The following is a 14644-nucleotide window of genomic DNA, read 5'->3' as shown; positions in this document are numbered from 1 at the left end:
CCGGACTCCCGCCCGCCGTCTCCCCCACGTGTGTTCCCGACGCGCTCGACAAGGAGGCTGCCCATGTCCGCGTCCCCTTCCGCTCCCCGTACCGGGGTCTGGCTGATCGGAGCCCGCGGTTCCGTCGCCACCACCGTGGTGGCGGGCTGTGCCGCCGTGACCGCGGGACTGCATCCGCCGGCCGGCATGGTGACCGAGACCCCCGACTTCGCCGACGCCGGACTGCCGCCCCTGTCCTCCCTCGTCTTCGGCGGTCACGACACCGTCGACTGCCCGCTGCCCAAGCGCGCGGAGGCGCTGGCCGCGGGCGGCGTGCTGCCGCCCGGCCTCCCCACGGCGGTCCGGGCCGAACTGGCCGCCGCCGACGAGGAGATCCGCCCCGGCGGCCCGCTTCCCGGCGACCGCCGCGACGAGGAGGCGCTGGCCGCCGCGTTCACCGCGGACATCCAGGACTTCGTACGCCGGTCGGGCGCGGACCGGGCCGTGGTCGTGAACGTGGCCTCCACCGAACCGGCCCCCACCGGTGGCACGCTGCCGCCCAGCTCGCTGTACGCGGCGGCGGCCCTGCGCGCCGGCTGCCCGTACGTCAACTTCACCCCGTCGACCGGCCTGCACCACCCGGCCCTGGCCACTCCGGCGGCGGCCGGCGGCCTGCCGTACGCGGGCCGCGACGGCAAGACCGGCCAGACGCTGCTGCGCTCGGTGCTGGGCCCGATGTTCGCGCAGCGCGCGCTGACCGTGCGCGCCTGGTCCGGCACCAACCTGCTCGGCGGCGGCGACGGCGCCGCACTGGCCGACCCGGCCGCCGCGGCGGCGAAGAACGCCGGCAAGGAGCGCGTCCTCGCCGACACCCTCGGCACCCACGTCGAGGGCGAGGTGCACATCGACGACGTCCCGGCGCTGGGCGACTGGAAGACGGCCTGGGACCACATCGCCTTCGACGGCTTCCTCGGCGCGCGCATGGTCCTCCAGACCATCTGGCAGGGCTGCGACTCCGCCCTCGCCGCCCCCCTGGTCCTCGACCTGGCCCGCCTGACCGCCCGCGCCCACGAGCGCGGCCTGTCCGGCCCGCTGCGCGAGCTGGGCTTCTACTTCAAGGATCCGGTCGGCGACGGCCCGTCCGGCCTGGCCGAGCAGTACGCGGAGCTGCTGGGCTTCGCGCGGCGACTGGGGTCGGACCGTTGAGCGGCGGCACGGCGCGGCCTCCGGGCCCGCACCGGCCCGGAGCACCGGGGGGAGCGCGGGGGGTGCCGGCTGGCCCGGGCGTGCAGAGTGCGCCGGGTGGCGCGGGCGTGCGGGGGGCGGCCGGTGGGCCGGGGGCGCAGGGTGCGCCCGGTGGCGCGGGCGTACAGGATCTGCCGGGTGGCGCGGGGGCGCCGGGTGGCACGGGCGCCGGAACGGGAGGCGAGGCCGCAAGCCCTCAGTCCCACAGACACCGGGCCGCCTCCCTGGCTGGACCGGTCGCCTCCCTGGCTGAACGGGCCGCCTCCCTGGCTGAACGGGCCGCCTCCCTGGCTGGACCGGTCGCCTCCCTGGCTGAACGGGCCGCCTCCCTGGCTGGACCGGTCGCCTCCCTGGCTGAACGGGCCGCCTCCCTGGCTGAACGGGCCGCCTCCCTGGCTGGACCGGTCGCCTCCCTGGCTGAACGGGCCGCCTCCCTGGCTGAACCGGCGGCCCCCCTGGCCGAACGTGCCTCCTCCCGGGCCGAACGTGCCGCCGCCTGGGCCGAACTGCTGCGGCTGCCCGCGCTGTTCACGGTTCCCGGCGACGCCCTGGCCGGCGCGGCGGCTGCCGGTGCCCGCCCCGGGCCGCGCACCCTGCTCGCCATCGGCTCCTCCCTGTGCCTGTACGAGGCCGGCATGGCCCTCAACGACTGGGCGGACCGCGCGGAGGACGCCGCGGAACGCCCGCACCGGCCGCTGCCGTCCGGCCGCATCCGCCCGGCCGCCGCCCTGGCGGCCGCCGGTGGCCTCACCGGCGCCGGTCTGGCACTGGCCGCCGGCGCGGGCCTACCCGCGCTCGCGGTGGCCGCGCCCCTGGCGGCGACCGTCTGGGCCTACGACCTCGCCCTGAAGCACACGCCCGCCGGTCCCGTGGCCATGGCCACGGCCCGCGGCCTCGACCTGCTCCTGGGTGCCGCGGCCACCGGCGGCGGCACCCGCGCCGCGCTGCCCTCCGCCGCGCTGCTCGGCACCCACACCCTCGCGGTCACGGCCGTCTCCCGCCGGGAGACCGGCGGCGGCTCCGCACTGGCCCCGCTGGCGGCCCTCGCGACGACGGGAGCGCTGACCCGGCTGGTCACCCACCCCCGCACCCGACTCCCGGCAGGCCGGCGGGCAGCAGCCGCCCCCGGCCTGCCGGGCTCCACCCCGGTGGACCGCGACCGCCGGTCCACGGACGCCCTCGCCACCGCCCTCGGCGCGGCCTACGCCGCCACGGCCGCACGCCCGTACTTCCACGCCGCCCTCAACCCCTCGCCCCCGCTCACCCAACGCGCCGTCGGCGGTGGCATCCGCGCCACGATCCCCCTCCAGGCCGCCCTGACCGCCCGTTCCGGCGCGACCGTCACGTCCCTGTTCATCACGTCCCTGGCCCTGGCCGGCCGGAGATTCGCGAGGAGGGCGAGCATGAGGAAGGTGAACATCACGTGACCCGGGACATCCACGGTGTGCCGAGCCGGGACCTGCGGGGCGAGCGGAGCGCGGGCCCCAACGGTGAGCGGAGCGGAAGGCTGAGCGGTGAGCCGAGCGAGAGTCCGCGTGGTGGACCGAGCCGGGGCCTGAGCGGTGGGCCGGAGCAGGACCTGCCCGGTGGCCGGGGCCGGGACGGACACCGCGCGCCGAGCCCCGAGACGGTCCCGGGAGCGAACCACGCGCCGCCACCGGCTCCCCTCCGCTTCGGCTACGGCACCAACGGACTCGCCGACCTCCGCCTCGACGACGCCCTCGGCCTGCTCGCCGACCTCGGCTACGACGGCGTCGGGCTGACCCTCGACCACATGCACCTCGACCCGCTCGCCCCCGACCTGGCCGCCCGCACCCGCCGGGTCGCGCACCGGCTGGCGGCGCTCGGACTCGGCGTCACGGTGGAGACGGGCGCCCGCTATGTGCTCGACCCGCGCCGCAAGCACGGTCCCTCCCTCCTCGACCCGGACCCCGACGACCGGGCCCGCCGCGTCGACCTGCTGCTCCGGGCCGTCCGTGTCGCCGCCGACCTGGGCGCCCACGCCGTCCACTGCTTCAGCGGCACCACCCCGCCGGGCACGGACGCCGGCACCGCCTGGAAACGGCTGGCCGAGGCCCTCGCCCCGGCCCTGGACACCGCCTGCGAAGCAGGTGTGCCGCTCGCCGTGGAGCCCGAGCCCGGCCACCTCCTGGCCACCCTCGACGACTTCCACCGGCTGCGCCGCGCCCTCGGCGACCCCGAGGCCCTCGGCCTCACCCTCGACATCGGCCACTGCCAGTGCCTCGAACCTGTCTCTCCCGCCGACTGCGTACGCGCCGCCGGCCCGTGGCTGCGGCACGTCCAGATCGAGGACATGCGCCGCGGCGTCCACGAACACCTCCCCTTCGGCGACGGTGAGATCGACTTCCCGCCCGTCCTGGCGGCCCTCGCCGCCACCGGCTACCAGGGCCTGACCGTGGTCGAACTGCCCCGCCACTCGCACGCGGGCCCCCTCTTCGCCGAACGCTCCCTCCCGTTCCTCCGTCAGGCAGCCGCGGCCGCCGCCCGCACCGGCCTCGCACCAGACGCCCCACTCCCGGGCGAGCCCGCCGCCACCCCTGAAGGGAGCACCGCATGACGCACGACCCCGCCGCCCGCACCCACCGGCCCACCACCCCGGACCGGTCGGGCCCCCGCACCTCCCACGGCACGCACGACACCTCCCACGACACGCACGACACCTCCCACGACACCTCCCACGACACCGACGGCACCCCGCACGACACGGCCGGCATCCGGAAGGCAGAGGGCACCACCCCCGCCCGTACGCCCCCCGCCGACCTGCACGCCGACCTCACCGCGCGCCTGGGCGGAGCCGCCCGCGCCTGGCTGGATCAGGCACTGGACGAGGCCGCCACCCACCCCGGCGCCCACGGCCCCATCTCCGTGTGGGAGCTGCGCCTCGCCGAGGCCGGCCGCCGCTGCGGCCCCGAGCACGCCGACGCCGCCCGCGTCCTGATCCTGCACGCGGCCCGCGCCGGCACCGAGGCGCTGACCCGGGTCTACTTCCAGGGCACCGCCGACGAACGCCGCGCCGTACTGCACGCCCTGCCCCACCTGGTGTCCGGCCCCGACGCCCTCCCGCTCGTCGAGGACGCCCTGCGCACCAACGACACCCGTCTGGTGGCCGCCGCCCTCGGCCCGTACGGAGCCGCGCACCTCGATGACCACCAGTGGCGGCACGCCGTGCTGAAGTGCCTGTTCACCGGCGTGTCCGTGGACCACGTGGCGGACCTCGACCGGCGCGCCCGCGCGGACGCCGAACTCGCCCGGATGCTCACCGACTACGCCGCCGAACGCACCGCCGCGCACCGCCCCGTCCCCGAGGATCTGCACCGCGTCCTGGCCCTGACCGAGCCCCGGTCGCCGCAGATCCCGGCCGCCCCCCACGGCAAGGAGTCCTGATGCGCATCTTCGACCCCCACATCCACATGACCTCCCGCACCACCGACGACTACGAGGCCATGCACGCCGCCGGCGTCCGCGCCGTCGTCGAGCCCTCCTTCTGGCTCGGCCAGCCCCGCACCTCTCCGGCCTCCTTCCGCGACTACTTCGACTCCCTCCTCGGCTGGGAACCCTTCCGCGCCGCCCAGTACGGCATCGCCCACCACTGCACGATCGCCCTCAACCCCAAGGAGGCGAACGACCCCCGCTGCACCCCCGTCCTGGACGAACTGCCCCGCTATCTCGTCAAGGACCGCGTCGTGGCCGTCGGCGAGATCGGCTACGACTCGATGACCCCCGCCGAGGACACCGCCCTGGCCGCCCAGCTCGCCCTGGCCGCCGACCACGGCCTGCCCGCCCTCGTCCACACACCGCACCGCGACAAGCTCGCCGGGCTGCGCCGCACCCTGGACGTCGTCCGCGAGTCCCCGCTGCCGACCGACCGGGTCCTGGTCGACCACCTCAACGAGACCACGGTCAAGGAGGCCAAGGACAGCGGTGCCTGGCTCGGCTTCTCCGTCTACCCGGACACCAAGATGGACGAGAAGCGGATGGTCGCCATCCTGCGCGAGTACGGACCGGACCGCGTCCTGGTGAACTCCGCCGCCGACTGGGGCAGAAGCGACCCGCTCAAGACCCGCAAGGTCGGCGACCTGATGCTCGCCGAGGGCTTCACCGAGGACGACGTGGACCGTGTGCTGTGGCGCAACCCGGTCGCCTTCTACGGCCTCAGCGGGCGGCTCGCCCTGGACGTCACCCCGCCCGACCCCGCGCACGAGGGCAACTCCATCCTGCGCGGCGGGGAGTGAGCGATGCGCTTCCGGCACCCGGACGGCTCCACCGTCCACCTCGCCTACTGCACCAACGTCCACCCGGCGGAAACCCTCGACGGAGTCCTCGCCCAGCTCCGCGACCACTGCGAGCCGGTGCGCCGCCGCCTCGGCCGCGACCGCCTCGGTATCGGTCTGTGGCTCGCCCGCGACGCCGCCCACGCCCTGGGCAACGACCCCGCCGCGCTGCGCGGCCTGCGCACCGAACTCGACCGGCGCGGCCTGGAGGTCGTCACCCTCAACGGCTTCCCCTACGAGGGCTTCGGTGCCGAAGAGGTCAAGTACCGCGTGTACAAGCCGGACTGGGCCGACCCCGAGCGCCTGGAGCACACCACCTCCCTGGCCCGCCTGCTCGCCGGGCTGCTGCCCGACGACGTTATCGACGGCAGCGTCTCCACCCTGCCGCTGGCCTGGCGCACCGCCTACGACGACGCCCGCGCCGACAAGGCCCGCGCCGCCCTGGTCACCCTCGCCGAACGCCTCGACGCCCTCCACGAACTGACCGGCCGCTCCATCCGCGTCGGCCTGGAACCCGAACCCGGCTGTGTCGTGGAGACCACCCACGACGCCATCGCCCCGCTCACCGCGATCGCCCACGACCGCATCGGCATCTGCGTCGACACCTGCCACCTCGCCACCTCCTTCGAAGACCCGCACACCGCCCTGGACGCCCTCACCGATGCCCGCGTCCCCGTCGTCAAGTCCCAGCTGTCCGCCGCCCTGCACGCCGAACAGCCCCACCTCCCCGAGGTCCGCGAAGCACTCGCCGCCTTCGCCGAACCCCGCTTCCTGCACCAGACCCGAACCGCCGGCCCCAGCTCCGCCGGCCCGCACGGCACCGACGACCTCGACGAGGCCCTCACCGGCGACGCCCTGCCCGACACGGCACCCTGGCGCGCCCACTTCCACGTCCCGCTGCACGCGGCCCCCGCCGCGCCCCTCACCTCCACACTCCCCGTACTCAAGGCCGCGCTGACCCGGCTGGTCGGCGGCCCGCACCCGCTCACCCGTCACCTGGAGGTCGAGACCTACACCTGGCAGGCCCTCCCGCCCGAGCTGCGGCCCCGCGCCCGCGCCCAGCTCACCGACGGCATAGCCGCCGAACTCACCCTCGCCCGCGACCTGCTGACCGACCTCGGCCTGAAGGAGCTGCCATGACCCGGCCCGAAGGCAAGGGCACAGGCCGCCCCACCCCGCTCCTCGTCCTGGACGTCGTCGGACTCACCCCCCGTCTCCTCGACCACATGCCCCACCTCAAGGCCCTCGGCCAGGCGGGGTCCCGCGCACCGCTCGGCACCGTGCTGCCCGCCGTCACCTGCGCCGCCCAGTCCACCTTCCTGACCGGCACGATGCCCTCCGAGCACGGCATCGTCGGCAACGGCTGGTACTTCCGCGAACTCGGCGACGTCCTGCTGTGGCGCCAGCACAACGGACTGGTCGCCGGCGACAAGCTCTGGGACGCCGCCCGCCGCGCCCACCCCGGCTACACCGTCGCCAACATCTGCTGGTGGTACGCCATGGGCGCCGACACCGACATCACCGTCACCCCCCGTCCCGTCTACTACGCCGACGGCCGCAAGGAACCCGACTGCTACACCCGGCCCGCCGACCTGCACGACGAACTCACCGACAAGTTCGGCACCTTCCCCCTCTTCCACTTCTGGGGGCCCGGCGCCGACCTGGTCTCCAGCCAGTGGATCATCGACGCCACCCGGCACATCATCCGCACCCGCCGGCCCGACCTGACCCTCTGCTACCTCCCGCACCTCGACTACGACCTCCAGCGCTACGGCCCCGACGACCCGCGCTCGCTGAAGGCCGCCGCCGACCTGGACGCGGCGATGGCCCCGCTCCTGGCCGACGCCCGCGCCGAGGGACGCACCGTCGTCGCGCTGTCCGAGTACGGCATCACCCGCGTGAACCGGTCCGTGGACATCAACCGCGCCCTGCGCCGCGCGGGCCTGCTGGAGGTGCACACCCAGGACGGCATGGAGTACCTCGACGCGATGGCCTCCCGCGCCTTCGCGGTCGCCGACCACCAGATCGCCCATGTGTACGTCCGCCGCCCCGAGGACCTCGCCACCACCCGCGCCGCCCTGGAGAACCTGCCCGGCATCGAGCAACTCCTCGACGACGAGGGCAAGAAGGCCCACCACCTCGACCACCCCCGCGCCGGCGAACTCGTCGCCGTCGCCGAGCCGGACGCCTGGTTCACGTACTACTACTGGCTCGACGACGCCCACGCGCCCGACTTCGCGCAGCTCGTCGAGATCCACCGCAAACCCGGCTACGACCCGGTCGAGCTGTTCATGGACCCGCTCGACCCCTACGTCAAGGTCAAGGCGGCCGCCGCCCTGGCCCGCAAGAAGCTCGGCATGCGCTACCGCATGGCGGTCGTGCCCCTGGACGCCTCACCTATTCGCGGCAGCCACGGCCGCCTCCCCGCGAGCGACGACGACGGTCCGCTCCTCATCTGCTCCACCCCCCGCGCTGTCGGCGACCGCCTCGCGGCCACCGATGTCAAGCAACTCCTGCTCCACCTCGCCGGTCTCGACTGAGCGCCCGCTCCATCACACTCCGTCGAGATCCACCTGCTGAAAGTGAAACACACGCCACTGACAACGGCCGGTCCCGGCGGCCCCGCGACCGGCCACGGCAGAAAGAGGCACCCGTGACCAGATCCACCGACGCCCACCGCCCCGACGGCCCCGACGTCTCCACCGCCGGCGGCCCCGACGAGGCCCTGCGCCGCAGCCTCGGCGTCAACCGCCGCCGCTTCCTGAGCACCTGCACGGCCGCCGCGACCGCGGCGATCGCCGCACCGGTCGTCGGCGCGGCCCCCGCGCTGGCCACCGAGGACCGGTGGGGCAGGGGCCAGGACCACGACCACGGCGGCGACGTCCTCGTACCGTGCGACCGGCGCGGCATCATCCTCTACACCGTCCGCGACGCCACCGGCCGAGACCCGCTCTCCACCGACCTGCCCTCCGGGTTCCGCGAGGTCTTCAAGGAGCTGACCCGCTACGGCTACCGGCAGGTGGAGTTCGCCGGCTACCGCCAGCACCCCAACGCGCCCGGCGGCGCCGACCTGGAGACAGTCCAGGGCGCCCGGCTGCTGCGCCGCTGGCTCGACGAGTACGGACTGCGCGCCCAGGGCAACCACGGCTTCATCCCGCCGTCCTGGCCGCTGACCGCCGCCGACCTGGACACCTTCAAGAAGCACCTGGAGATCGCCAACATCCTCGGCCTGGGGCACATGGGCACCGGCGGCGACCCCACCGGCAGCTCCTACCGCGCCGACTGGGACGTGGCCGCCGACAAGTGGAACACCCTCGGGGAGATCGCCCGCCGCGAGGGCATCAAGCTCTACACCCACAACCACGACGCCGCCTACGGCTTCCTGCTCGACGGCGGCCCGCTGGACGACCAGGGCCGCCCGACCCGCAGCTCCGGCATCCGCAAGCTGGAGTACTTCCTGAAGATCACCGACCCCAAGGCCGTATGGCTGGAGATGGACATCTTCTGGGCGCACGTGGCCCAGTACAAGTTCCACACCTACACCGCGCACGACGGCTCCACCCAGGAGAACGTCTTCGACCCGGCCGGCCTGGTCGCCCGCCACAACAAGCGGTACCCGCTGTTCCACGCCAAGGACGGCACCGTGAACACCTCGAACGGCATGGGGTACGACATGGTCCCGTTCGGCACCGGTGACATCGACTACCGGACCTTCTTCACCCGGATCGGCCACCGCAACTACCACAACCCGATGGTCGAGCAGGACAACGCCCCGAGCGGCACCGACCCGGCCCAGTCCCTGCGGTACGCGCGGACCGGCTACCGCAACCTCGCGGCCCTGCGCAGGCGGCGCCGCTAGTTCCGGTTCCGGCATCCGGCCCTTCCCGCGCCGCCGTACGCCGCGGGAAGGGCCGCCGCGCAGCCGTCCGGTCCCGGTCAGCCGATGCCCTGCCGGTCCGGCCGCAGCGCGAAGGCCCGGTCGGCGGCGGTCGGCGCCCCCCGGTCGACCGCCTGCCGGAGCAGTTCCCGGTGGCGCAGCAGCGCATCGCGCCGTTCCGGCGGGGCGAGCAGAAGCAGGTCGTCGAGCCCGGCCAGCATCCGCCGCGCGACCTGCGGGCTGGCCGCGGCATACGCCATGTCCCGCAGACGCTCCCGCAGCGGCGACGGCGCCCGCGCCCGGCTCCCCTGCGGCGGACAGCGCGTAACCGTCCACTCACTCATGGTGCGACCCTGGGGGCATCCTGCCTCACCGTCCCGGAGTGCCGCCCACACGACGGAAACGCAGGTGAAAGGCACTGCGAAACCTTGGTATGGTTGAGCATGTCGCCGCGGGGCCCACTCCGGCCGGGCGGCGGACACCTGGTCCGGGTGGCGGAATGGCAGACGCGCTAGCTTGAGGTGCTAGTGCCCTTTATCGGGCGTGGGGGTTCAAGTCCCCCCTCGGACACCAGTGAGATTCCTGTGGATGCGGGTCGAGGTTCCCTCGGCCCGCATCGATGCGTTCAATCGATGCGTTTACGGGGCCTGAGAAAATCCGGTGCGCCCTCTGGCCCCGTCTCCCTAGACTCACCGCGTCATCGAGGAGACGAGTGAGGGGAGCCAGCCGTGCGTGACCGCACCGCTGCCGTTGCCTCCCCCTCCCGGTACGAGGTGATCCTCGTGTCTCCGGCCGTCCGGTGCCCGCTGCGCGGCCGGCACCGGATGCCCACGACGCCCGCCTGACGCACGCGCCGCACATCCGACGCGCATCCGCCGTATGTCCGTCGTACGACGGCCACCGTACGGCTGCCGTGCGTCCCGGCCGTGGGCTCGTCGTGGGAATCGCGCCGCCCTGTCACCGATGACACGAGAGGCCACCGGCCGTGCGCACCCACGCACTCACCACCATCCGCAACCTCGGCATCCTCGCCCACGTCGACGCGGGCAAGACCACCGTCACCGAGCGGATCCTCTACGCCACCGGCACCACGCACAAGCGCGGCGAGGTCCACGACGGCACCACCGTCACCGACTTCGACCCGCAGGAGCGCGACCGCGGCATCACCATCTTCGCCGCGGCGGTCACCTGCGCCTGGGCCGGGCACCGGATCAACCTCATCGACACGCCGGGCCACGTCGACTTCGCCGACGAGGTCGAACGCTCGCTGCGCGTACTGGACGGCGCGGTCGCGGTGTTCGACGCCGTCGCGGGCGTGGAACCGCAGAGCGAGGCGGTGTGGCGGCAGGCCGACCGACACGGCGTACCGAGGCTCGCGTTCGTCAACAAGATGGACCGGGCCGGCGCCGACCTGGACACCGCCGTCGCCTCGATCCGGGACCGTCTGCATCCGGCGCCGCTGGTCGTCCAGCTGCCGATCGGCACGGAGGACGGCTTCACCGGCGTGGTCGACCTGGTGCGCATGCGGGCGCTGGTGTGGCCCGACGACGGTGACACCGTCCGGGAGGGCCCGGTGCCGGACACCCTGCGCGCGGAGGCGGCGCGTCGGCGCCGGGCGCTGGAGGAGGCGGTGGCGGAACTCCACCCGGCCGCGCTGGAGGAGTTCTGCGACCGGGAGACGCTCACCGAGGCCACCCTCGACGCCGCACTGCGCGACCTCACCCGGGCCGGCGACGGCGTGGTGGTGCTGTGCGGCTCGGCCTACCGCAACCGCGGTGTCGAGCCGCTGCTGGACGCGGTGGTGGCCTACCTGCCCTCGCCGCTCGACGTGCCCGCCGTACGCGGCACGCACGACGACGGCACGGAGCGCGAACGGCCGACGGACCCGGCGGCACCGCTGGCCGCCCTGGCGTTCAAGGTGAACGCCACCCCGACGGGACGCCTGACGTACCTCCGGGTGTACTCGGGCACCATCGAGAAGGGCGACACGGTGTGGGACGCGAGCGCCGGGCGGGCCGAGCGGATCGGCCGCATCCTGCGGGTGCGCGCCGGCCGCCACGACCCGCTGGAGCAGGCCGTCGCCGGGGACATCGTCGCCGTGGTCGGACTGAAGTCCGCCCGCGCCGGCTCGACCCTGTGCGCGCCGGACGCACCGCTGGTCCTGGAACCGCCGGGCACGCCCGAACCGGTCGTGCACGTCGCGGTCGAGGCCCGCAGGTCCACCGACACCGACCGGCTGGCCTCCGCCCTCGCCCGGCTGGCCGAGGAGGACCCGTCGCTGGTGGTGCGCACCGACCCCGAGACCGGCCAGACGGTCCTGTCCGGCATGGGCGAACTGCACCTGGAGGTCGCGGCGGAACGCATCCGGCGCGACCACGGCGTGGAGATCACCGTCGGCCGCCCCGGCGTGGCGCACCGCGAGACGGTCGCCCGCGGCGTCTCCGGCTTCGTGTTCCGGCACGTCAAGCAGGACGGCGGGGCGGGCCAGTTCGCCCATGTGGTCCTGGACGTGGAGCCGTGCGAGGAGCCCGGGTTCGCGTTCCGGTCGGCGGTCGTCGGCGGGCGCGTACCGCAGGAGTACGTCCGTGCCGTCGAGGCGGGCTGCCGGGACGCCCTGGCCGAGGGTCCGCTCGGCGGCCACCCGGTGACCGGCCTCCGGGTCACGCTCACCGACGGGCAGACCCATGTGAAGGACTCCTCGGACACGGCCTTCCGCACGGCCGGCCGGCTCGGCCTCCGGGACGCCCTGCGCGCCTGCGAGATGCTCCTGCTGGAGCCGGTCGTCGAGGTCGCGGTGACCGTGCCCGAGGACGCGGTCGGCGCCGTACTGGGCGACCTGGCCGCCCGGCGCGGCCGCGTCACCGGCTCCGACACGCGGGCCGGTGCGGCGATCGTCACGGCCACCGTCCCGCTGGCCGAACTGTTCGGCTACGCGACCCGCCTGCGCAGCCGCACCCAGGGCCGCGGCACCTTCACGGCCCGGCCGACGGGCTACGCACCTGCCCCGGCCCCGGTGCCGGCCCGCTGACCGACGCGGTCGGCCCCTCCCACATGGGGGAGGGGCCGACCCTCCGCTCACTGGTACGCAACAAGGGCGGTCACGCGTCCGCGGCACCCGAGGGCCCTCCGCCGGGTCGGTACTTGACGGGGCACGGGCGCAGGGCTGCGTGAGGGCACGCACGGCAGCGCCCGGTACCCTCGGAACATCGTCAACGCGGCCCGACGGGCTTCCGCTCCACCTCGGTGGAGTTCCCAGGACATGCCCCCACCCGCACGAGTCTCTTCGTGCTGCCTGGGGGAAGTCCTTGCTGTTCCGCGCGTCCGCGAAAACGGTCGCCGTCATGGCGCTCGATGGTTCGCTGTTCATGCACCTGACCGACCAGTTCGTCCATATGCACGGTTACCGGCCCGGCGCTTCCGAGGCGCGCTCCTGGGAGCGCAGCATCCCGGTACTGGCCACCGCCCTGAACGACGCCGGCCTGGGCGATGTGGAGGTCATGCTGGAGTACGCGCTCCCGCTGAACAGCAAGCGCGCTGACGTCGTACTCGCGGGGGTGCACCCGAGCACGGGCGAGCCGTCGTACGTAGTGGTCGAACTGAAGCAGTGGAGTCAGGCTGTCCCGCACGAGGACGACCCGACCCTGTGCCACGTCGATGCCTACACCCACCCGGTCCTGAACCCCATCGAGCAGGTGCGTCGCTACTGCGAGTACCTCGTCAACTTCAACGGTGCGGTGGCCGGACACGGAGACCGGATCAACGGGGTGGCGTTCCTGCACAACGCGACCGAGTTCGGTGTGACCGGGCTGCGGGAGATCGAGCGCGACGGCCGCGGCCTGCTCTTCACCGCCGAACGCCGCGGCGCCTTCCTGGAGCACCTCCGTACGAGGCTGAGCGACAAGGCCCCCGGAGCCCGCGCGGCGGACGAGCTGTGCGCCGGTGCCACGGTGCCGTCGAAGCAGCTGATGTCCGTGGCCGCCGAGGAGGTCCGGGAGCGCACGCAGTTCGTTCTCCTCGACGAGCAGCAGGTCGCGTACCGCATGGTGCTCAATGCGGTGGAGAAGGCGAAGCGCGCCGACCGCAAGGAAGTCGTCATCGTGACGGGCGGTCCGGGCACCGGGAAGAGTGTGATCGCCCTGCAGCTCCTCGGCGAGCTGTATCGCCGAGGGGTACCGGCCCTGCACGCGACAGGCTCGCAGTCCTTCACCAAGACGATGCGGAAGGTCGCCGGGGCCCGCAAGCGAGAAGTCCAGGACCTGTTCAAGTACTTCAACAGCTTCATGACCGCCGAGAAGAACAGCCTCGGCGCTCTGATCTGCGACGAGGCCCACCGTATCCGGGAGACTTCGGCCAACCGCTACACCCGGGCCGCGCTGCGAACGGGCCGGGCGCAGATCGACGAACTCATCGACGTGGCGTACGTTCCGGTCTTCTTCCTCGACGAGCACCAAGTGGTGCGCCCCGGCGAGATGGGAACCGTGGCGGAGATCGAGGCCGCGGCGGCGAAGCGGGGCATCCCGTGCAATGTCGTCCCGCTGGACGGCCAGTTCCGCTGCGGTGGCAGCGACGCCTACCTGCGCTGGGTGGTCCGGCTCCTCGGGCTGGAGCCCGGAGGGCCGGTTCTCTGGGAACCCGACGACCGTATGCAGTTGCTGGTGGCCGACAGCCCGCAGGAAATGGAGGCCTTCCTCGAAGGCCGCCGGGCCCAGGGCTATGGCGCCCGCATGTCCGCCGGCTACTGCTGGCGCTGGTCCCCGGAGCCCAAGCCGGGCGAGCCGCTCCCGCCCGACGTCGTCGTCGGCGGCTGGGCGCGCCCCTGGAACCTGCGCGGCGACCGGTCCGTCTCGGGCGCACCCCCGGCCGCCCTGTGGGCGACCGACCCGGCCGGCTTCGGACAGGTCGGCTGCGTCTACACCGCCCAGGGCTTCGAGTACGACTGGTCCGGCGTCATCATCGGCCCCGACCTGGTCTGGCGCGGCGACCGGTGGGTCACGGACCGCACGGCGTCCAAGGACCCGGTCTTCAAGAAGTCCACTCCGGACGCCGACGTGGACCGTCTGATCCGCAACACCTACAAGGTCCTGCTCACCCGGGGCATGGTCGGCACGATCGTGTACTCGACGGACGCGGAGACGCGGGAGAAGCTGCGGGAGCTGGTGGGTGCCCGTCCGGCCCGGCATCCTTCCACGGTCTGATCGGGACAAGCCTTCCGGCGCGCGCGTGATCCAGCCATGCTGCCGGTGCTTCGGGC

Annotated in this window: 10 protein-coding genes, 1 tRNA gene and 1 pseudogene; 11 read left to right on the top strand and 1 reads right to left on the bottom strand. The window is 73.9% G+C overall.

The genetic code is table 11. From position 1 onward, the window contains the following. Positions 1 to 63: 63 nt before the first annotated feature. The 8 genes from ACLGIH_RS05545 (at position 64) to ACLGIH_RS05510 (ending at position 9375) form a co-directional block, all read left to right on the top strand. A complete protein-coding gene (locus ACLGIH_RS05545) occupies positions 64 to 1185 on the top strand; it encodes an inositol-3-phosphate synthase (protein WP_416524083.1) in 1122 nt (373 codons plus the stop codon). Positions 1186 to 1658: 473 nt separating this feature from the next. Next, positions 1659 to 2651, top strand: a complete 993-nt coding sequence (locus ACLGIH_RS05540; protein WP_416529294.1) for an SCO3242 family prenyltransferase — start codon at positions 1659 to 1661, stop codon at positions 2649 to 2651. A gap of 128 nt (positions 2652 to 2779) precedes the next feature. After that, entirely contained in the window at positions 2780 to 3802 is a 1023-nt protein-coding gene (locus ACLGIH_RS05535; protein ID WP_416529293.1) for a sugar phosphate isomerase/epimerase family protein, read from the top strand. Further along, positions 3799 to 4629 (top strand): EboA domain-containing protein, encoded by an 831-nt coding sequence (locus ACLGIH_RS05530; protein ID WP_416524082.1) that lies wholly within the window; start codon positions 3799 to 3801, stop codon positions 4627 to 4629. The genes ACLGIH_RS05535 and ACLGIH_RS05530 overlap by 4 nt, the downstream gene beginning before the upstream one ends. Beyond that, entirely contained in the window at positions 4629 to 5477 is an 849-nt protein-coding gene (locus ACLGIH_RS05525) for a TatD family hydrolase (RefSeq protein ID WP_416524081.1), read from the top strand. The genes ACLGIH_RS05530 and ACLGIH_RS05525 overlap by 1 nt, the downstream gene beginning before the upstream one ends. Before the next feature lie 3 nt (positions 5478 to 5480). Further along, a complete protein-coding gene (gene eboE, locus ACLGIH_RS05520; RefSeq protein ID WP_416524080.1) occupies positions 5481 to 6656 on the top strand; it encodes a metabolite traffic protein EboE in 1176 nt (391 codons plus the stop codon). Continuing rightward, positions 6653 to 8056: an alkaline phosphatase family protein gene (locus tag ACLGIH_RS05515; RefSeq protein ID WP_416524079.1), complete on the top strand. Its 1404-nt coding sequence runs from the start codon at positions 6653 to 6655 to the stop codon at positions 8054 to 8056. Before eboE ends, ACLGIH_RS05515 begins: the two co-directional genes overlap by 4 nt. Before the next feature lie 185 nt (positions 8057 to 8241). After that, entirely contained in the window at positions 8242 to 9375 is a 1134-nt protein-coding gene (locus tag ACLGIH_RS05510; RefSeq protein WP_416529292.1) for a sugar phosphate isomerase/epimerase family protein, read from the top strand. Between the two features lie 77 nt (positions 9376 to 9452). Here the strand turns inward: ACLGIH_RS05510 and ACLGIH_RS05505 are convergent. Continuing rightward, a pseudogene (locus ACLGIH_RS05505) lies at positions 9453 to 9650 on the bottom strand (DUF2254 domain-containing protein); the annotation flags it as partial. 228 nt (positions 9651 to 9878) lie between these two features. Between ACLGIH_RS05505 and ACLGIH_RS05500 the strand changes: the two are divergent. From ACLGIH_RS05500 to ACLGIH_RS05490, 3 genes are all read left to right on the top strand, one after another. Further along, positions 9879 to 9966, top strand: a tRNA-Leu gene (locus tag ACLGIH_RS05500). Positions 9967 to 10378: 412 nt separating this feature from the next. Beyond that, positions 10379 to 12421, top strand: a complete 2043-nt coding sequence (gene fusA / locus ACLGIH_RS05495) for an elongation factor G (RefSeq protein WP_416524078.1) — start codon at positions 10379 to 10381, stop codon at positions 12419 to 12421. A 277-nt stretch (positions 12422 to 12698) separates the two neighbouring features. Beyond that, positions 12699 to 14588, top strand: coding sequence for a DNA/RNA helicase domain-containing protein (locus ACLGIH_RS05490; RefSeq protein ID WP_416524077.1), 1890 nt, complete (start codon positions 12699 to 12701; stop codon positions 14586 to 14588). Positions 14589 to 14644 lie beyond the last annotated feature (56 nt).

The organism is Streptomyces hamibioticus, from assembly GCF_047946815.1.
Taxonomy (GTDB): Bacteria; Actinomycetota; Actinomycetes; order Streptomycetales; family Streptomycetaceae; genus Streptomyces.
The sequence above is the reverse complement of the archived record's forward strand: the minus strand, read 5'-3'. Positions and strand labels throughout refer to the sequence as shown.